The sequence below is a fragment of the Neobacillus driksii genome (assembly GCF_013409995.1).
Classification (GTDB): Bacteria; Bacillota; Bacilli; order Bacillales; family Cytobacillaceae; genus Neobacillus; species Neobacillus driksii.
In genome coordinates this window covers 19,437-39,730 of record NZ_JACCBX010000002.1, presented here as the reverse complement: position 1 = coordinate 39,730, position 20,294 = coordinate 19,437, and the positions used below count along the sequence as shown (strand labels likewise).

20 protein-coding genes are annotated in these 20,294 nt (G+C 38.8%); 13 read left to right on the top strand and 7 right to left on the bottom strand.

All coding sequences use genetic code 11. The features are described from left to right. Positions 1 to 1,378 (bottom strand): hypothetical protein (locus tag F4694_RS03400; RefSeq protein WP_374757403.1); only part of this gene is annotated, 1,378 nt, incomplete at its 3' end. Positions 1,379 to 1,675: 297 nt separating this feature from the next. Here F4694_RS03400 and F4694_RS03395 point away from each other — a divergent pair. From F4694_RS03395 to F4694_RS03375, 5 genes are all read left to right on the top strand, one after another. After that, on the top strand, positions 1,676 to 2,743 hold the full coding sequence (locus F4694_RS03395; RefSeq protein WP_308806262.1) for a CotH kinase family protein: 1,068 nt from the start codon (positions 1,676 to 1,678) through the stop codon (positions 2,741 to 2,743). A gap of 154 nt (positions 2,744 to 2,897) precedes the next feature. Beyond that, positions 2,898 to 3,446 (top strand): hypothetical protein, encoded by a 549-nt coding sequence (locus F4694_RS03390; RefSeq protein WP_179595506.1) that lies wholly within the window; start codon positions 2,898 to 2,900, stop codon positions 3,444 to 3,446. Between the two features lie 63 nt (positions 3,447 to 3,509). Further along, positions 3,510 to 4,718: a hypothetical protein gene (locus tag F4694_RS03385; protein ID WP_179595505.1), complete on the top strand. Its 1,209-nt coding sequence runs from the start codon at positions 3,510 to 3,512 to the stop codon at positions 4,716 to 4,718. Positions 4,719 to 4,895: 177 nt separating this feature from the next. Continuing rightward, the gene (locus F4694_RS03380; RefSeq protein ID WP_179595504.1) at positions 4,896 to 5,567 is read left to right on the top strand and encodes a DUF2642 domain-containing protein; all 672 of its coding nucleotides are present in this window, start codon (positions 4,896 to 4,898) and stop codon (positions 5,565 to 5,567) included. Between the two features lie 189 nt (positions 5,568 to 5,756). Next, positions 5,757 to 6,947, top strand: coding sequence for a M14 family metallopeptidase (locus F4694_RS03375; protein WP_179595503.1), 1,191 nt, complete (start codon positions 5,757 to 5,759; stop codon positions 6,945 to 6,947). 200 nt (positions 6,948 to 7,147) lie between these two features. Here the strand turns inward: F4694_RS03375 and F4694_RS03370 are convergent, their stop codons facing one another. Next, positions 7,148 to 7,519 (bottom strand): DUF2500 domain-containing protein, encoded by a 372-nt coding sequence (locus F4694_RS03370; protein WP_179595502.1) that lies wholly within the window; start codon positions 7,517 to 7,519, stop codon positions 7,148 to 7,150. 130 nt (positions 7,520 to 7,649) lie between these two features. Between F4694_RS03370 and F4694_RS03365 the strand changes: the two genes are divergently transcribed. Then, on the top strand, positions 7,650 to 8,042 hold the full coding sequence (locus tag F4694_RS03365; protein ID WP_179595501.1) for a thiol-disulfide oxidoreductase DCC family protein: 393 nt from the start codon (positions 7,650 to 7,652) through the stop codon (positions 8,040 to 8,042). A 666-nt stretch (positions 8,043 to 8,708) separates the two neighbouring features. Here the strand turns inward: F4694_RS03365 and F4694_RS03360 are convergent. After that, positions 8,709 to 9,119, bottom strand: a complete 411-nt coding sequence (locus F4694_RS03360) for a VOC family protein (protein ID WP_179595500.1) — start codon at positions 9,117 to 9,119, stop codon at positions 8,709 to 8,711. Positions 9,120 to 9,603: 484 nt separating this feature from the next. On the opposite strand from F4694_RS03360, the gene treP reads away from it, so the two are divergent. The 3 genes from treP (at position 9,604) to treR (ending at position 13,501) form a co-directional block, all read left to right on the top strand. Beyond that, entirely contained in the window at positions 9,604 to 11,028 is a 1,425-nt protein-coding gene (gene treP, locus F4694_RS03355) for a PTS system trehalose-specific EIIBC component (protein WP_179595499.1), read from the top strand. Positions 11,029 to 11,104: 76 nt separating this feature from the next. After that, entirely contained in the window at positions 11,105 to 12,772 is a 1,668-nt protein-coding gene (gene treC / locus F4694_RS03350) for an alpha,alpha-phosphotrehalase (protein ID WP_179595498.1), read from the top strand. Positions 12,773 to 12,784: 12 nt separating this feature from the next. Beyond that, entirely contained in the window at positions 12,785 to 13,501 is a 717-nt protein-coding gene (treR, locus tag F4694_RS03345) for a trehalose operon repressor (RefSeq protein ID WP_179595497.1), read from the top strand. A 242-nt stretch (positions 13,502 to 13,743) separates the two neighbouring features. Here the strand turns inward: treR and F4694_RS03340 are convergent, their stop codons facing one another. Continuing rightward, a complete protein-coding gene (locus F4694_RS03340; RefSeq protein WP_179595496.1) occupies positions 13,744 to 14,334 on the bottom strand; it encodes a class I SAM-dependent methyltransferase in 591 nt (196 codons plus the stop codon). Between the two features lie 180 nt (positions 14,335 to 14,514). On the opposite strand from F4694_RS03340, the gene F4694_RS03335 reads away from it, so the two are divergent. After that, positions 14,515 to 15,783: an S-adenosylmethionine decarboxylase related protein gene (locus F4694_RS03335; protein WP_179595495.1), complete on the top strand. Its 1,269-nt coding sequence runs from the start codon at positions 14,515 to 14,517 to the stop codon at positions 15,781 to 15,783. A gap of 122 nt (positions 15,784 to 15,905) precedes the next feature. Further along, a complete protein-coding gene (locus F4694_RS03330) occupies positions 15,906 to 16,511 on the top strand; it encodes an RraA family protein (protein ID WP_179595494.1) in 606 nt (201 codons plus the stop codon). Between the two features lie 3 nt (positions 16,512 to 16,514). Here F4694_RS03330 and F4694_RS31980 read toward each other — a convergent pair whose 3' ends face one another. Beyond that, positions 16,515 to 16,637: a hypothetical protein gene (locus F4694_RS31980; RefSeq protein WP_257029114.1), complete on the bottom strand. Its 123-nt coding sequence runs from the start codon at positions 16,635 to 16,637 to the stop codon at positions 16,515 to 16,517. 117 nt (positions 16,638 to 16,754) lie between these two features. Next, positions 16,755 to 17,153, bottom strand: coding sequence for a c-type cytochrome (locus tag F4694_RS03325; protein WP_179595493.1), 399 nt, complete (start codon positions 17,151 to 17,153; stop codon positions 16,755 to 16,757). A 277-nt stretch (positions 17,154 to 17,430) separates the two neighbouring features. On the opposite strand from F4694_RS03325, the gene F4694_RS03320 reads away from it, so the two are divergent. After that, positions 17,431 to 17,835, top strand: coding sequence for a hypothetical protein (locus F4694_RS03320; protein WP_257029113.1), 405 nt, complete (start codon positions 17,431 to 17,433; stop codon positions 17,833 to 17,835). 132 nt (positions 17,836 to 17,967) lie between these two features. Further along, a complete protein-coding gene (locus F4694_RS03315; RefSeq protein ID WP_179595492.1) occupies positions 17,968 to 18,879 on the top strand; it encodes a DMT family transporter in 912 nt (303 codons plus the stop codon). A 42-nt stretch (positions 18,880 to 18,921) separates the two neighbouring features. Here the strand turns inward: F4694_RS03315 and F4694_RS03310 are convergent, their stop codons facing one another. After that, positions 18,922 to 20,190 carry a S8 family serine peptidase gene (locus tag F4694_RS03310; protein WP_179595491.1) on the bottom strand — a complete coding sequence of 423 codons (1,269 nt, stop codon included), beginning with the start codon at positions 20,188 to 20,190 and terminating at the stop codon, positions 18,922 to 18,924. Positions 20,191 to 20,294: the final 104 nt, after the last annotated feature.

Sequence of the window (20,294 nt, the reverse complement as noted above, 5' to 3'; positions counted from 1 at the left end):
TTACCGCCTTTAGATCCTTTGCTGCCGCCGGAGTGTTTACCGCCCTTGGATCCTTTGCTGCCGCCGGAGTGTTTACCGCCCTTGGATCCTTTGTTGCCGCCAGAGTGCTTATCGCCTTTGGATCCCTTGCTGCCGCCGGAGTGTTTTCCGCCTTTGGAGCCCTTGCTGCCGCCAGAGTGTTTACCGCCTTTGGAGCCCTTGCTGCCGCCAGAGTGTTTACCGCCTTTGGAGCCCTTGCTGCCGCCAGAGTGCTTATCGCCTTTGGAGCCCTTGCTGCCGCCAGAGTGCTTATCGCCTTTGGAGCCCTTGCTGCCGCCGGAGTGTTTACCGCCTTTGGAGCCCTTGCTGCCGCCGGAGTGTTTACCGCCTTTGGAGCCCTTGCTGCCGCCTGAGTGTTTACCGCCTTTGGAGCCCTTGCTGCCGCCGGAGTGTTTACCGCCTTTGGAGCCCTTGCTGTCGCCAGAGTGTTTGCCGCCTTTGGAGCCCTTGCTGCCGCCAGAGTGTTTACCGCCTTTGGATCCTTTGCTGCCACCGGAGTGTTTACCGCCTTTGGATCCTTTACTTCCACCAGAGCCATGAGAGCCTTTGGATCCTTTACTTCCGCCAGAGCCATGAGAGCCTTTAGATCCTTTACTTCCACCAGAGCCATGAGAGCCTTTGGATCCTTTACTTCCACCAGAGCCATGAGAGCCTTTGGAGCCCTTACTTCCACCGGAGCCATTAGAGCCTCTGGATCCTTTGCTGCCGCCTGAATTGTGTCTTCTTTTTTTACCTTTAGGACCTTTAGGACCTTTAGGACCTTTTTTACCACCCGATCCACTGGAACCCTTGGATCCTTTGCTGCCCTTACTTCCACCAGAGTCCTTGCTGCCTTTGCTTCCGCTGGAGTTTTTACCTCCATAACCATAACCGCCAGAAGACCCTTTACTTCCGCCAGAACCATGAGAGCCTTTTGACCCTTTACTTCCACCAGAACCATGAGAGCCTTTTGAACCTCTGCTTCCGCCGGAACCATGAGAGCCTTTTGAACCTCTGCTTCCGCCGGAACCATGTGAGCCTTTTGAACCTCTGCTTCCACCAGAACTATGTTTTCCTTTTCTACCTTTAGGACCCTTAGGACCTTTAGGACCTTTGCGACCTTTAGGACCTTTTTTCCGTCGAGACCCACTAGAACCGCTTGATCCTCTGGAGCCTCTACTTCCGCCAGAGCCCTTGCTTCCCTTACTTCCATCAGAGCCCTTGCTTCCCTTACTTCCGCAAGTCCCCTGACTGCCACTTGACCCTTTACTTCCTTTAGAACCCCGACTTCCGTCGGACCCTTTGCTGCCACTGGAATCTGAATGATCTTCACAGAAACATTTTTTGTTTTCTTTGTCATCTGGATTGTTATTTAGAAATAAAACGACTCCATTATCCTTAGCCTTTGACAGCATTTGATTCATGTCCATCCCCATCTTGGTTTTCCACCACTTTCCATAAATATATTCGTTTCACTTTCTAATTTATGGTAATAAAGTGGAACTTGATATAGACAAACATTTATTTTTTAACAACCATTTCATAAATATTTGTGCATCGACATTTGTCCTATACTAAAATACTGGATGTTTGTACTGCACAATCCCCCTGTAGGCAGCATACTATCTAGAAAAAATGAATGTATAGGAGTATTTACGTGTTAAAATATGAAATCTTTATTAATCCAAAATGGCTGCAAAAGTTGGAGGATGATATTTGGGAGGATGAGCATGTCCCAGCCTTATTAAAAATTGCCAATAAACGATACAACATTGGACTCACCTATCGGGGAAATGTCATTAGAAAGAAGAAGAAAAAATCCTATAATATTATTTTTCAAAAACCTTATCTATTTGATGGTGCTCATGAAATTCATTTGAATGCCGAATACGATGATATTTCACTGAGTCGGAACAAACTCTCGCTCGATTTTTTTGATACCATTGGCGTTATTTCTCCACACTCCAAACACGTGCTTCTTTATATCAATGGTTTTTGTAAAGGAATATACTTAGAACTAGAATCCTTTGACCAACATCTTTTGAAAAAAAGAAATCTTCCTGATGGACCAATCATATATGCCACTAATTATTTTGCAAACTTCTCATTAATCTCTCCAGAGAACGAATTAAAAACGAGTTTAGCTGAAGGTTATACAATAAAATATGGCGAGGATAAAGACCTATCTTTATTAGAGGATTTTATTGCAATGATCAACACCTCTCCAAATGAGGAATTTGAAAAAGAAGTTGATAAATTTCTAGATATTAAGAAATATCTTACATGGCTTGCCGGTGTTGTTTGTACACAGAACTTCGATGGCTTTATCCATAACTATGCTCTTTATTTAAATAGCAAAACCAATCTCTTTGAAATTACCCCTTGGGATTATGATGGTACTTGGGGAAGAGACCTTCATGGAAGAAAGCTAGATCACGATTTTGTCCCCATCACTGGATATAACACTTTAACTGGACGACTTCTCCATATTCAACCATATAGATTACAATACAAAGAAATCCTTGCTTTCATCTTAACTACCCACTTCAATATTGAAGCTTTAGAGCCAATAATCGAACAACAATTTCAATTATTAAAGCCATTTATTAGGACAGATCCCTATATAAATATGGACGAGAAATATTTTGATAAAGAAAAAGATGTCATTCTCAAATTTATTAAGAAAAGAAATGGCTATTTAACGAAAAAACTGGCGTCATTATGACCTATTTCCTTGTATATGGACACCATATACTTCTTTTTTTGCCTATTTTTACAAAAAGGTAAGAAAAAAGGCTCGTCGTTTAGTACAACATCATACCGTGACACATATAAATGCAGTGTAAATGTTTATTTAATTAAAGGAGGATAAATATTGTATGAATAACGACATGTGGAAGTCTTTAGTGGGGAAGACGATCAAGGTTGACAGAGGAGGTCCAGAATCAAGAATTGGAAAATTAATGGCCGTTCTTGATGACCATCTAGTACTTTTGACTAAGGATGATGGTGTGCTTTATTACAATACGCACCATGTCAAAAGTGTAACCGAAAATTCAAAGGATACGATGGATTTAGGAATTGAGGTTCCGGAGAATTTTGAATTTAAAAGTGCTGACAGCTTCCAAGGTCTCCTAGAATGCCTAAAATTCCAATGGGTAAGAATTAACCGTGGAGGACCGGAAAAACTTGAAGGTGTAATCAGCGAAATTAACAAAGACTTTGTTTCATTAATTAGTAAAGAAGAAGTTGTCCGCGTATCTATGTGGCATATCCGAAATGTTAGCTATGGATTGAAAATCGAAAGTGAAAAACAAGAAGAAAATAAAGACCAAGGTAAAGAAGAGAACACCACTATGTCTCAAACAGAAAAACAAGTTGTGAGACAAAGAGTGGCACGTGCAGAAAGCTCACAAGTAAGACAGTAAAAATATAAAACTCTTGTCGCTTCTTTAGAGAAGCGACAAATTTACCCTAAGGAGGAACATTGAATGGGATCTGATAATTTTTCATCAACCGTGGATTTACTAAAAGGCTACAATGTAAATCTGTATGTTGGTGAAGAAATTATAAAAGGTAAACTAATGGGCGTAGAGTCTGATCATATTATTTTAGAAGACGAAAAGGAATACGTCTATTACTATAGCATTGATAAAATTCATGCTATAACAAAAAACACGAAACAATTTAAAGGTGAAGAAATCACTACGGAATTTATGAAAACTCAGAGTTTAGCAGATTTATTAAACTCTTTAAAGAATTCATGGGTATCTATATTGTGTTTAAATAAGCAATCTTTTGATGGTGTCCTAGGTTTCGTCGATTCCGACTTTGTTACGCTAATCAATGGTGAAAATCGAATTTTAATCAAGATTTCCCACATTTCAAATATATTAAAAGGCTATCGGAAAGAAGAAAAACAAGAAGAAAACAAAGATGAAACGGAAACAGCTATTTCTGAAAGTAAAGTGGAAGATACAGACGACAATTATGTTGAAACTGAAGTGTTTATGAAGGTAGAAAAAGAGGAAGCTACTGTTCAACAAACAGTGAGTCTGGTAGACAATGAAGCAATAGTTACTCCTAAAGTAATTGTAAATGAACCGGAAAATGAGAAAAAGGTTTGGGCAGAACCTATCAAATCCTCATTATCACTAGCAAAAATCAGCAATGAAGACAAAAAAGAAGAGAAAAAGCAGAGCGTTCACAATGAAAGCATTCAGAAAAATGTAAAACAAAGCAAGGAAAGTAAATGGTCAAGAACTGAAATACCTCAATCTCATCAAGAAGAAGTGAAAAAGCAGAAATCCGAGGTTGTGGTTCAAAATATCGTGAAACACGATAAAGAAATTGCTCAAAAACCAGCTGCGCCTTCATTGGAAAAAAGAGCCCAGGTAAAACAGCCTGTACGTGAGCAAAAGAAAGCAGAACCTTCACCGAAAAAGGAAGTAACGGCGAAGGCTACACAGGAACTATTAAACAAAGTTAAAAAAGTAAAAGAAACCCTTGATACCAATCCACTAATGAAAATAGAAAAGACAAAAATAAACACCGTAGAGAGTAAAAAAGAAGATACAAAACCTAAGGCTCAAGAGGTTGGGGCATCACGTTTCTCTGGTGAACCAGCAATGCGTGAATTTGACCGAAGATCTATCTTCTCAGGCTGGCCGAATCGGAATAACTCACAAAAACGCATTTAATCACTCCCCCAAGTTAATGGCAGCAAATGATTATCCGTAAACCTAAATTGACTATTCCTGTGCTAATTAATATCCATCATAAATTTTACAATAAAGAGCTGGGCATCTTTCTTTTATATACAGTTATATGCACCTGCTCTTTTTGTAGAATCATTTTACTAGAAAGGATGTGATTAAATGAAATTAAAAGACCATGTTGGTAACTATATAAAACTTGAACTTTCAGGGAATAAACCCATAAGCGGAATCTTAATTGACATCGGCAGTGATTTGTGGGTTATCTACAATGGTTATGATTATTTATACATTCCTACAGTCCATATTCAAAATTGGAAGTTTCCTAAAAAGGAAGAAATTGATGAAATCATTACTCTATCAGATGACCAATCCCCTATTTTCAATCCTAACGAGGAAATTTCATTACGAAAAACGCTAACGGCAGCTAAGGGTATTTTTACCGAAATATATGTGACAAGTAAACAAGCTGTACACGGCTACATTATCAGCATTATGAATAATTATTTTGTATTTTACTCCCCTATTTACAAAACCATGTTTATATCCCTTAATCATTTAAAATGGTTAATTCCTTATACCAATAATCAGCGTCCCTATGGTTTAAGCAATGCAAATTTACCAGTAAACCCCTCTAACATAACATTCGCACGATCGTTTGAAGTCCAGATTGAAAAATTGATTGGGACTTTAATTGTATTTAATATGGGGGAAAATGAGAACGGTATGGGGAAAGTGATGGGAATTAAAAATAATTTTGTAGAATTGCTGACGGCTAAAGGTGATCCTGTCTATTTAAATCTTCAGCATATTAAAACCGTTCATATGACATAAAAGATGAGGGATAGCCTGTTCTCGGTAACAATGACTACTTCGCTCTATATAACCTTCACAGAGTGTCCTAAGGGCGGCACTCTTTTATTTATTAGCATCCTTCTGCAAATAATCTAAAACCCTACATATATGCTAAACTTTCCTGCATACATTTTAAGTAAGACCATTTTTGAACATCAGGAGGATTCCATGGACATCTATGTGAGACAAGGTGATTCTTTATGGTATTACAGTCAACTGTTTCGAATCAATATTCAACTCATTATTGATTCTAACCGGGATATTCAACCCAGTCAGCTTACTGCCGGACAGCGAATCCGAATTCCCGGTTTTCTTGGTCAGAATTATCAAATCCAACGCGGTGATTCTTTTTGGAGTATTGCGCAAAACCGCAATCTATCACTGGATGCGCTGCTGCTTGCGAACCCTAATGTCAATCCTAATCGACTATTAGTCGGGCAAAATATCAAGGTTCCACTTAGGGTTACTTGGAGACTTGTTCAAGGAAAGCAGCATTATGATTTTAGCCGTATGATGAGTGATATCGCTCGTTTGCAAGAGGTGTATCCATTTCTCCGGGTAACCAATGCAGGCAATTCAGTGCTAGGCAACCGGATACCTGAAGTTCTACTAGGTAATGGAAGTAAAAGAGTTCATTATAATGCTTCTTTTCATGCAAATGAATGGATAACTACACCTGTCTTAATGACATTCTTAAATGATTATTGTTTGTCGCTTACGAATGGAAGTTCCATACGCGGTCTATCGACTTTTCAATTATACAGGCAAAGCATGCTGTCTCTTGTCCCAATGGTTAACCCAGACGGAGTTAGTCTTGTGATGAACGGTCCCCCAGAAAACGAAACGTGGAGAAATAGAGTGATTGAACTTAATCGTGGAAGTACTGATTTTTCTGGATGGAAAGCAAATATTCGAGGTGTTGACTTAAATGACCAGTTCCCTGCCCTCTGGGAATTGGAGAAAGCTAGGAATCCTACTGAACCTGGACCACGGGATTATGGGGGTGAACATCCGTTATCAGAGCCAGAAGCGATTGCGATGGCAGATTTGACTAGAAGACGTGACTTTGCTCGGGTTCTAGCCTTTCATACACAGGGTGAGGTCATTTACTGGGGGTTTGAAAACTTGGAGCCGCCAGAGTCCGAAGTGCTTGTTAATGAATTTGCAAGAGTTAGTGGCTACGAACCTGTTAGATCCATAGAAAGTTATGCGGGGTATAAGGATTGGTTTATCCAGGATTGGCGCCGGCCAGGGTTTACCGTTGAGCTCGGAACAGGCACCAACCCCCTCCCGCTAAGTCAATTTGATGAAATTTATGAAGAAGTACTAGGGATCTTTTTGGCTGGACTGTATATGTAGTGATGACCTATTTCAACCTTGTTGGGATAGGTTTTTTTGGTGGGTTTTGGTTAAGCGCCAGTGTTTCTTGGTTATGTTCCAGTATTTCTGGCTATACACCAGTATTTCTAGTTTTGCGTAACTAAACTCCATCATCCACAACTAATTTCAGCCACCTCAAATTGACATACATTAAAAATGGACACGTATAATTGCGTGTCCTAGTTAACGTGCTGTTTTCGTGTAAAACTATGAAATCTTGTCCCCTGGGAAACAAGTTCCCCGGCATCACCTTCAGCAAGCATTCCATAATCAGAACCTCTGACGGCAAGTTCCATTCTGTCACCGCTTTCAACTTGAAACGTAATATAATACAAAGTACTGGCGCTCGAATCATTACTTCCACCACTTACCTCGGTCCGTTTCGAGACAACCAGTGCATCCACATTCAACTTTGGTTGTTTATTATTGTAGTTCCATTGTTTAATTCCTTGAAAAATAATAAATAAAATAAATCCAATTACAAGGATAATAAATAGTGGAAATAATTTCTCTATAATGGTAAACATGTCAAACCCCTGATTAACCTCCATAGAACTTCCCCCTCTCCATTAAACCCAAATTAGTATATTCTAACTATATCGATAGAATTCTAGAGTCTCAAGAAAATTTTGTTTTTTTAAGCCTTAAATTTTATACTGTAATAGAAGGTTGGGTGAAAATATGGGTGCAATCATTTTGTTCGATGGAGTATGCAACTTCTGTAATAGCAGTGTTCAGTTCATTATAAAAAGGGACCCAACGGGATATTTCAAATTTGCTTCACTTCAAAGTGAGACAGGACAGCAGCTATTAAAGAAATATGGGGTTAGTAAAGAGATTGACAGCATTATAGTGATTGAAAAGCAAAGTGTATATATAAAATCAAGTGCAGTATTACAGATAAGCGGAAAATTAACTGGATTTTGGAGGTTCTTTTCGATCCTTAGGGTCTTCCCTCCTCTTTTCAGGGATTGCCTTTACGACTTGGTGGCTAAAAATCGTTATAACTGGTTTGGCAAAAGTGACAGCTGCATGCTGCCTACAGCAGAAATGAAAAAACGCTTCTTGGATTAAGAAAAAAATTTTTGAAAAATGGACATGTTCACTACATGCCTGTACATTGAGGGACATATATTATACTAACCCATGATACAATACCTCCTTTAGAAAGTGGCCCCACCACTTTCTTTTTTTCTGCAATCAAAAAAGCACTTCTAAAAGTGCTCAGGCTGTCTAGAAAGTCTAGACAGCCATTATCTTTTTTAACTTTAAAAGTGCACAGATTTTTCCTAATATAGGTAGCACGTATAATGCGTCCTGAAAGCACCCTTATTAAGGACAAATCCTTCCGGCAAGGCGTACGATTTGTCCTCAAGCACCCTTATTAAGGACAAATCCTTCCAGCAGGACGTACGATTTGTCCTCAAGTACCCTTATTAAGGACAAATCCTTCCGGCAGGGCGTACGATTTGTCCTCAAGACACCCTATTAAGGACAAATCCTTCCGGGAAAGCGTACGATATGTCCTCAAGCACCTTTATTAAGGACAAATCCTTCCCGCAAGGCGTACGATTTGTCCTCAAGACACCCTATTAAGGACGAATCCTCCTGGCGGCGTATGTGCATCAGCCCTAAAATAGAATTTACAATATATAAAGGAAAATGGTTGTTCCTACAAAAAAATTGCCGAGAAAGACCCCCTTCCTCGACAATCTGAGTACTTCTAAAAGTGCTTTTTTATTATGACTTTTGATAATTCAATTCCCAAATAATCCCGAACTGATCTTGAACCCTCGCATATTTTGCTCCCCAGAAGGTATCCTCTAGCTCGTTAAGGGGTTTTCCGTTTTTACGTAGAGCGTCAAACAAATGTTGAATTTCCTCTTCACTTTCAGGCTCGAGCGTAAGTGTTATATTGTTTCCTACAACAGTCGACTGACCTGGGAAGGTATCTGAAAACATAAGCGAGATGTTACCTTTTTTAAGCTGCGCGTGCATTACCCGATCATTTGCTTCAGGTGGAGTTGGGTAATCTGCTTCTCCAAAGGTTTGGACTCCGGTAACTTCAGCCCCTAAAACTTCTTTATAAAATTCCAAAGCTTGTTTCGCATTACCATCAAACGATAAATATGGTGTAATCTGTTCCTTCACGTTAAACACTCCTCATATCAAATAAGCCACAATATATTATTTTTTCATAAAATACAGCTTTTATTCAAAAAACTAAAAAAAAGGCCTTTGAACAAATGTCAAAGGCAAAAGATGAGCTTAGTGGTCAAGGCTAAGCTCTAGTTTTAGGAGGTCTAAACTCAGAAGAATTTAAACAAGTTGATTGTACCATTTTCCGAAAATTCTTTCAATAGTTTAAAGCGTTAAAGTTGAAAAGTTATGAACTTATAATAATACCTCCTATAATAAGTAAATCATGAAAATGGGTCAACCCTCTTTTTTAAAAATAAAAATATATTAGTTGACAGCCTTGTATATACAAGTTAGAATGTAAACGTAACCAGAGAACTTGTATATACAGGTTCGAGTGACGAGATGAAACCGTACACATTAATTGGTAAATACAAGGAAATAATACACTATATAAAGAATTGGAGACTTTCAATTCAATCAGGGGGAATAAATAATGACGAAGTTCACTGAGTCAGCGAAAGAACTGCTCGAACACGTTGGGGGAAAGGAAAACATTGCTGCTGTAACCCATTGTGTTACGAGAATGCGCTTTGTTTTAAATGATCCTAGCAAAGCGGATGTAACAAAAATAGAAGCTCTTAAACCGGTAAAAGGTACATTTACCCAAGCGGGTCAATTCCAGGTAATCATCGGAAATGATGTATCTACCTTCTATAATGACTTTGTTAAAATTGCCGGTGTTAGTGAAGCTACGAAAGATGAAGCAAAAGTTGCTGCAAAGCAAAATATGAATTGGCTGCAGCGAATGATCGCCCATCTTGCAGATATCTTTACACCGTTAATTCCTGCATTAGTTGTAGGTGGTTTAATCCTTGGATTTAGAAACGTGATCGGTGACATTAAATTGCTTGAAGATGGAACGAAGACGATCGTTGAAGTTTCTCAATTCTGGGCTGGTGTTCACGCTTTCCTATGGTTAATCGGTGAAGCAGTGTTCCACTTCCTGCCAGTTGGTATTACATGGGCAGTCGCTAGAAAAATGGGTGCTACACCAATCCTAGGTATTGTCCTTGGTATTACATTAGTATCTCCACAATTACTCAATGCTTATGGTGTTGCAGGAGCGAAAGAAATTCCAACTTGGGATTTTGGCTTTGCTCAAATTGAAATGATTGGTTATCAAGCTCAAGTAATCCCTGCTATCTTAGCTGGATTTGTACTCTCTTTCTTAGAATTAAGACTTAGAAAAATTGTTCCGAATTCAATCTCTATGATTGTGGTTCCGTTCTTAGCGTTAATTCCAACTGTATTAATTGCACATACCGTTTTAGGTCCTATCGGTTGGACAATTGGTTCTTGGATTTCTGATGTTGTATATACAAGCTTAACTTCTGCTTTTGGCTGGTTATTTGCCGCTATCTTTGGTTTTGCTTATGCACCACTTGTTATTACAGGTTTACACCATATGACAAATGCTATTGACTTACAATTAATGTCAGAGCTAGGTGGAACGAACCTTTGGCCAATGATTGCTTTATCAAATATTGCTCAAGGTTCTGCCGTTCTTGCGATGATCTTCATCAATCGTAAAAATGAAGAAGAAAAACAAGTTTCAATCCCAGCAGCGATCTCTTGTTACCTAGGTGTTACAGAGCCAGCGATGTTCGGTATTAACTTAAAATATGGCTTCCCTTTCCTAGCAGCGATGATTGGCTCTCTAGTAGCCGCAGTTATTTCTGTAGGCAGCGATGTCATGGCTAACTCAATCGGTGTCGGCGGTCTTCCAGGATTCCTTTCTATTCAGCCGCAGCACATGATGATGTTTGCAATTGCAATGCTCGTAGCAATCGTAGTTCCGTTCATATTAACAATCATCTTTGCAAAAACAGGTATGAACAAATTTTCATTTAAAAAATAAAACTCCAATTTAGGAGGGAGACCATCTCCCTCCTTTTCATTATTAGAGTCACAAAAAATATAGGCAGGTGTTTATCATGTCAACATCATGGTGGAAAACAGCAGTTGTGTATCAAATTTATCCAAAAAGCTTTTATGATACGACCGGTAATGGAACCGGTGATATTCAAGGAATCATCCAAAAGCTCGACTATTTAAAGGAGCTTGGTGTAGATGTTCTTTGGCTCACTCCGATTTATAAATCCCCCCAACGAGATAATGGTTATGATATAAGCGACTATTACAACATCCAAGAAGAATACGGTACGATGGATGACTTCGACCAGCTTCTTTGTGAAGCACATAAGCGCGGAATCAAAATCATTATGGATATTGTCATCAACCATACATCCACTGAACATGAGTGGTTCAAGCAAGCAAAATCCTCAAAAGACAATCCATACCGCGATTTTTATATATGGAAAGATGGGAAAGACGGCCTCCCTCCTACCAACTGGGAATCAAAATTTGGCGGCTCAGCATGGCAATGGGATGAAACCACTGGCCAGTATTACCTCCATTTATTTGATGTTACCCAGGCAGATTTAAACTGGGAAAACCCGAAGGTACGTCAAGCATTATATGAAATGATGCATTTCTGGCTCAAAAAAGGCGTCGATGGTTTTAGACTAGATGTTATTAATTTAATATCCAAAAACCAGCAGTTCCCTGAAGATAACAGTGACGGACGTAAATTTTATACCGATGGACCAAGAATTCATGAGTTCCTCCATGAGATGAACCAAGAGGTTTTTTCAAAATATGACATCATGACCGTTGGCGAAATGTCTTCTACATCCATCGATAATTGCATTCGGTACACGAATCCACGTGAAGAAGAGCTCAATATGACGTTCAGCTTCCATCATTTAAAAGTGGATTATCCGAATGGTGAAAAATGGACGAAAGCTGATTTTGATTTCCATGCTCTAAAAAACATTCTATCCGATTGGCAGGTTGAGATGAATAAAGGCGGCGGTTGGAATGCCCTCTTCTGGTGCAACCATGATCAGCCTCGTGTTGTCTCAAGGTTCGGTGAAGATCAGCAGTATCACAATGAATCAGCAAAAATGCTAGCGACGACCATCCATATGATGCAAGGAACACCTTATATATACCAAGGCGAAGAGTTCGGAATGACAAATCCGAAGTTTGATAAGATTGATGACTATCGTGATGTAGAATCATTAAATATGTTTGAAATTCTGAAAAAGGATGGATTGCCAGAACAAGAGATTATTGAGATCTTAAAACAAAAATCTCGTGATAATTCCCGAACTCCAGTCCAATGGAATGCAAGCGAACATGCGGGATTCACCACTGGTACTCCTTGGATTCATACAGCTGCTAATTACAAGGAAATTAATGCAGAAAATGCGATGAAGGATTCAGACTCTGTGTTCTATCATTATCAAGAACTCATCCGTTTACGCAAAGAATATGATGTGATTACGAACGGGGATTATGAATTGGTTTCCGAAGACCATGATTCTGTCTTTGCATTTGCACGCAAAACGGAACATGAAATGCTGTTAGTTATTAATAACTTTTATGGAAAAGACATTGCTTATTCTCTCCCAGTGGGTTTAGACATTGATGGACTGACAAGCAGTGTGTTACTCTCAAATTATGAGGACTCTGCACCACTCGCCAAGGAAATTCAGTTAAGACCGTATGAGTCCATTGTTTATCATTTGAAAAAATAATGGGAGATTTTTATGACGAATAAGTATCAAATTATCTTTAATACGATTGTGGACCAAATTAAAAGCGGGGAAATTCCGCCGAACTCCCTTCTCCCCTCTGAAAATGAACTGAAGGAACATTACGATACTTCTAGAGAAACGATCAGAAAAGCCTTAAACCTTCTTGCTCAAAATGGCTACATTCAAAAAGTAAGGGGTAAAGGTTCAATCGTTATTGATATTAATAAATTTGATTTTCCGGTTTCTGGTCTGGTTAGTTTTAAAGAATTAGCGGATAAAATGGAAAAAAAGCCAAGGACGATTGTTAATGAGTTATCGTTAATTTTCAAGCCGGATGCCTATATCAAGCAGCAGCTTCAGCTTTCAGGAAAGGATCAAGTTTGGAAAATTGTTCGGACGCGGGAAATTGGCGGCAAGAAAATCATTCTAGATAAAGATTATCTTGCCGTAAAATACGTCCCTTCCATTACAGAGGAAATTTGTGCGAACTCAATTTATGCTTACCTTGAAAATGACTTAAACCTGAAGATTAGCTTTGCAAAAAAGGAAATAGTTGTAGAAGAACCTACTGCTGAAGATCGTTCATTTTTAGACTTAGAGGGTTTCCATAATATTGTCGTCATTAAAAATTATGTGTATTTAGAGGATGCAAGTCTTTTCCAGTATACCGAATCCCGGCACCGTCCAGACAAATTCAGGTTTGTCGACTTTGCCCGTAGAACGCAATAAAAACCTCAATTCATTTTGAGGTTTTTATTTTTGCTTCCCTTTTACTTGCAAAATACGTGTAAGTGAGAAGCAAAAAGTGTCTTTAGCTCCCTACTGAGTGAGAATAGTTGATTAGAGGGAAGCAAAAAGTGTCTTTGGTTCCCCGCTAAGTGGAAATAGCAGATAAGAGGGAATTAAAAGTTGTTTTTGATTCCCTGTCTGCTGAAAAAAGCGGATTAGACGGAATCAAAAGGCTCCTACTCCTATCTATTCCTTAGTTCAGCTACAATAAAGAGGTCTTTATAAAATTTCTCTACCCTCTCAATCTTCAATCCATGAGATGTACATGCCTGTAATGTTTCCCTGTTTAGACAGCAACCGTCGCAGATTTTCTTCCATATAGGTGTGAGGCCTTCCTGCATGCTGCTAAGCACGGTATTTTCCATCTTGACGTGCTCAAATAATATTATTTTTCCGTTTTGTTTACATACCCTTTTCAATTCATTAATAGCCTCATTCACATTGGGTATGGTACAAAAAACAAGAGTTGCAACGACTGTATCAAATGTATGATCTTCAAACGGAAGCTTTTCCGCGCTCGCGTTAACCATTTCAATTGGCACCACAGCTAATTGTCGCCTCGACTGTGATTGATCAATCATATGCTGACTCGGTTCAATGGCAATGACATGATCAGCATTTCTATACAAAGGAAAATTAACTCCAGTCCCTGAACCAATTTCAAGTACCTTCCCTGTCGCTCTTTTAAGCAGGTCCCTTCTCACCCTTTTAAACTTCCCTCGTTCCAAAGGTCCCATAAAAAAATCATACCATTTTGGAAATGTACTACTCAATAACTTCAACTCCTACTCTAAGTGCTAGTGTATCTACTATTATTATCACTTCTTCCACCATAAGGTCTAGAGGTAACATAAAAAATATTTTCATATATTGTTATTCTTAGATAACAATCCAATCCTTTGCACCCTTTTGAACATATTTTATTATAAAAAAAATATGGACGAGGTGTTGAAATGAAAGATCACCAAACAGTTATATCCATTTTGGGAAGTGCTGGCGGGGTCGCAAAATCGATTCTTTCCATTTTAAATCATTCAGTAAGTGATACCAAAGATCCTATACATCAATTTATGGCAAATAGTGCAATTCACTTAATTGATCATAAACAAAAGGATCCCCTATATTATCAAAGTCTTTTTCCACATTTAACGAAATTGATGAACTATCATCAGTTTGACCTTAACGATAAAGAACAGTTAAAAAGCCATTTAATCAGTACCAATACAAGTATTGTGATTGATGTTTCATGGGCAGATACGGTTGAAATGCTGCAATGCTGTGACCTGCTTGGGATCAAATATATTAATACTGCTCTAGAAAATACATTTATTGATGACCATGAAGAACAATTCGCTGGTTTTCCACTGATAGAACGAATTCATTATTTTGAAAAGCATAAGGACACTTTTAATCATACAACTGCGATTGTATGCTCTGGTATGAACCCAGGAGTGGTACAGTGGATGGCATTTAAACTGATGAAACAACATGGGGATGAACAACCGCTGGGCTGCTACATTGTCGAGCACGATACATCTTTTTTCAAGAAGAAATCACAGGCAAAAAAGGATGTCATTTATACAACCTGGTCTCCAGAATGTTTCCTAGACGAAGCCATTTTGTGCTATCCAATGTTCATGAAAAAAGGTACACCGCTTTTTTTATACGAAAACGTTTATGATATCGAATTTAAAGTAACCTTAGGGAAGAAAACATTCTATGGTTGTTTAATGCCACATGAAGAAGTTTATACGTTAGGTAAGCTATTTGATATGGAAAGTGGTTTTTTGTATAAGGTAAATGACCATACCACTAATATTATCCGCGAACATTTAGATGACTCAGATGTTTTGTGGGATTTTGAAATGAAAGTACTCGATCCCCTGGAAGCACCGTTAACGGGCGAGGATTTGGTCGGTGTAATGCTGGTTTATCCAGATAGAGAGCGTTATATATATAACGTGTTGGATAATGAAAGGATCTTTGCTCAATACAAAACAAATGCGACATACTTCCAGGTGGCTTGCGGGATTTATGCTTCCCTATCTGTCCTCCTTCTTGACCAAATACCAAAGGGTGTTTACTATGTGGACGAGCTATTACTAAAAACGAATAACCAATTCGGGCAATATTTAACCTACTATATGACCGATTTTGTTATCGGAGAAAATACCAAAACAGATGGATTGCTTTTAGACCGTATTAGAGAATTTCAGGATTAGAAAGAGCTTGGAGGAAAATCTCCAAGCTCCCCTTATGGCTACTTTTCTCATAAAATGAGAATTTTTACCTTAAAGCAACAAGTATAATATAGAGTGAATGTTTATGCTTAGGGGGAATTGAAGTGGAAAAAATTATAAAGGATTTTCTAGGGATTCCAACTACCTGTATATCAGATGCAATGGATGGTTTAAATAATCTACATCCTGTTAAGGAAAATTACAAGCTTGCCGGGCGGGCTTACACAGTAAAAATACCTGTTGGTGAAAATCTCTCGGTCCTCAAAGCCATCCGTGAAGCAAATCCGGGGGATATTTTAGTTGTCGACGCAAAAGGTGACCAATACAGGGCTATTGCCGGTGATTTTGTTTTAGGTATGGCACAAACATTGGGGATTGGCGGACTTGTGGTCGACGGTGTGATACGTGATATTGTTGGGATTAAAACATTGAATTTCCCGGTTTTTTCACGAGGAACGACGGTGGCAGCAAGCGCAAAAGCTGGAGTTGGTGAAGTGAATGTGCCCATTTCATGTGGAGGTGTTCCTGTAAATCCAGGGGATATCATAGTGGGAGATGCCGACGGAGTGGTGGTTATTCCTCAAGCAATAGAAAAAAGAATTTTGGCTTTATCTGTAGAAAAATTAAAAAAAGACGAAATTCGAGAAGCACGTATTTCTGGAAATCCCGAAGCAATACGGAAACATCTCGATCAATTATTATCAAATTAAGACTTATCTTTTTAACACTTTGAACAGCCTGCTAAACCAAAGAAACAATCTCCCCGTCCAGCGAATGACACCATGAAATAGAACTTCAACAATGAAACTAACAATGATTTCGAATAAAAGGTGCATAGCAATCCCTTCCAGTTACGTTTCTTGAACCATATTGTGCACTATTTTACCTTCTTTATGTGAATTCAAAAAGGTATTGGTTCTGTTTTGAACCAATACCTTTAAATAGTAATCTATTTATTTTTGATCCCATAAATAGTCTACTACCGCTTGGTACTCATCTGCTGATAAAGAAGCAGGAGCGCTTTTCGGCATATTCTTTTCAACAAATGCTAAGAGATCCTCTTTTGTTTTAAAATCTCCATGAATTTTTACACCATCAAGCTTCGCTTGACCACCTGTAATGTCCCCAGAACTGTGGCATGTAATGCAGCTCTTTTGGAAAATTTCATTACCTGCTAGAGAGGTTGATGTTGAATCTCCTGTAGTACCAGAATCCTCGTCCCCGCTGGAATCTTCACTGCCAGCTTTTTCTTCTGTTGCCGGTTCATCACTTGTAGTCTTTTCATCATTCCCGCAAGCAGCCAATAGCGCCAGCAGTAACATAAAAAATACAATACTTAAAATCTTCTTCAAGCTTAACACCTCTATTCAATTTATTATAGCCTCACCCATATTAACGGAGTCTAAATTCCTATGTAGATGACCTGTAAATATGGGCAAATCCTACCTTCATCTTATTTTCAGCAATCGTTAATTATACCTAGGTCATCATGACCGAGAGTTAGAAAATTTGTAGTGTAGCTTCGCCCTTTTCACCTCCGATTTTAAAATATTTGTAGAAGGTTTATCGTACTAATACTCCTTTGATGCTAATACACTAGAATATACGTTCGATGAGGAGGAGAGGATCTTGGTTAAACAGAATGATTCCTTCATTACAGATGAGATGCTGGTGAAATACTATGAGCTTAATAAGAAGAAAAAGGAAATTGAGCTGGAAATGAATCAATTAAAGGACCTGTTTCAGGATTATTTTAATAAACTGGTAGGTCCTGATAATAAGGCCGAAATCACGTTAAATGGATATAAGCTGCAAAGGCAAATTAGGAAAATAGAAAAATATAATGAAGAGGTTACCGTCAAAAGATTAGAAGAATTGCAAATGAACGAACTGGTTCAGGTTGTTAAAAAGCCAGATGACGCAAAAATCAAATCTGCACTTCAATTGGGTTTATTAAGTGAAAACAATCTTGAAGGCTGCATCGTTACTTCCTACTCCCCTGCTATTTCCGTTAAGACGCTAACACCTAGATAAAAGTAAAAGTCATTAGACATTTAAACTGTCTAATGGCTTTTCTTTTTTATAAGAATTTCTATCCAAAATCTTCTTTAAAACTTTTACAATTTCTGATAAATTAATAGAATGGTTTAATTGGGGGGGATATATTTGACCACACTTGGTGCTACTTTGTCGTATCCACGGACAAAGGGAATTTTATTAGTATTAATCGCGGCGACATCATGGGGTGTCTCAGGAACGGTCGCACAGTACCTATTTCATCAGCAAGGCTTCAGTACTAACTGGCTTGTAGTGATACGATTACTTTTGGCGGGCCTGGGTTTATTACTATATGCTCATATAGTTGGGAAACAAAATATATGGAGTATTTGGAAAAATAAACAGGATGTTCTTCAGCTTGTTTTGTTTGGAATAATCGGTATGCTGGGTGTTCAATATACTTTCTTTATGGCGATAGAGCAAGGGAATGCTGCCACTGCTACCGTTTTGCAATACTTAGCACCAGTACTGATCGCCTTATATTTTTGCTTCCGGACCAAGTCTTTACCTGTAAATCATGAGGTAATCGCCATTGTGTTTGCGCTAGGCGGGACATTTCTGCTTGTCACAAAAGGTAATATCCATTCACTAGCGATATCCGGCTCGGCGTTTGGCTGGGGGATACTATCTGCATTTGCTCTGGCTTTTTATACGCTGTACCCGGTAAAATTGCTCTCAAAATGGGGAACGACCTTAACCGTTGGCTGGGGAATGATGATCGGAGGAATTGGCTTAAGTCTCTTCCATCCTCCATGGAAATTTGAAGGTCACTGGTCACCTGCTTCTTTTATGGCAGTTGCATTTGTCGTTCTAGTTGGAACCTTAATCGCTTTTCTCTGCTTTATGGAAAGTCTTAAATACATAAAAGCTTCTGAAGCGAGCCTTTTAGCTTGTATTGAACCGCTCTCTGCCGCCTTTCTAGCCGTAGCCTGGCTTCATGTTTCCTTTAGTCCAATTGAATGGCTGGGAGCACTTTTTATAATTGCAACGATCTTTATACTTTCCGTAGTCAAACGGTAATGAAAAAAGCCATCTTAAAATCAGATGGCTTTTTCTCTATGATTATTTTACTCTAGCAAAACCGAATCCTGAAGCATAATCATCACCAGTTGTTGCACCATATCCGCCTTTAATGTCATACAATTTGGCTCTTCTTTGTAACTCAGAACGAAGCTGAGCATTAGTCCAAGACAAATTTGATGACCAAATTTTTGCTGCTAAGCCTGATACATGTGGAGTGGCCATGGAAGTTCCACTGATTGTATTGTAATTACCATCATACCATGTTGATTCAATCGCAGCACCAGGTGCAGAGATTTCTACATCTTTTTCTTGGATGACGTAATCACCGTCTGTTAATGGATTACCACGAGAGGAGAAATCAGCAACACGGTAGGTGCCATTTTGCTGAACATTTTCTAAGGCTGCTACTGCAACGGCATTCTTTAAGGCACCTGGATATCCAATCGTATTGGCACCATAGCCGGAGTTACCTGCTGCTGCGACAACTAAAACGCCCTTGCCATATGCGTAATCTACTGCACTAGCAATCATCGTATCTTTTCCGCTTGAGCCAAGTGACATAGAAAGAACTACTTTTGAGCCTGTTCTTCCAGCTTCATCCGCTACATGACGAATCGCTCCTGCAATATCATCGGAATATCCTGATCCACTGTCCGTTAATACCTTATAAGCCCAAAGTTTCGCCTGCGGTGCTACACCATAGATACCTAAACCATCAGAAGCCCCGTGTGCCAATACAGTTCCAGCGACGTGTGTACCATGCCCGTTCCGGTCTGTACATGAATTATTAATAATAGGTGAAGATGATTGGGTGAAGTCTTTACATTGTTCAGCACTTCCCACTAAATCATAGTGATTTATATACGTACCCGTATCTAAAACAGCAACCTTAATCCCCGAGCCTCCTGATGTAACAGTAATATTTGGATCATTGTAAATGGCTTGCATTCCCCATGGTGTTCGGTCACTTGGAAGAGACGTAATAGCAGTAGTACCGATTTTGTCTTTTGATGCATTTTCAACACGATCTAATTGAACCTCGGAAACCTTTTCAATCGTTAAATTTTTATTATTTAATAAAGCTTGATATTGGTTCGAATTGACAGTGGTTGTATATCCTTCAGAACCAAAATCCCATCGTACTCCAGTCGTTTGTTTTGCTTTTGCTTTTTCAGAACTTGGTCCCTTGATAAAGACACGGTACGTTTCTTTTGAATCTGTGCCCTCACCGTAAGCGGCTGAGGCAAACAAAGAAACCGCCATGGTTAATGCAAGTAATGCTGAGGCAATCCTTTTTTTCTTTTTCATCTCATTTCCCCTCTCCTACTTTTTGTTATGTACAGCTTTCTTACGGCTGTAATATTGAGTTTATTTAGAAATTTCTAATTAATCAATATACTGCAAGTTGGGAA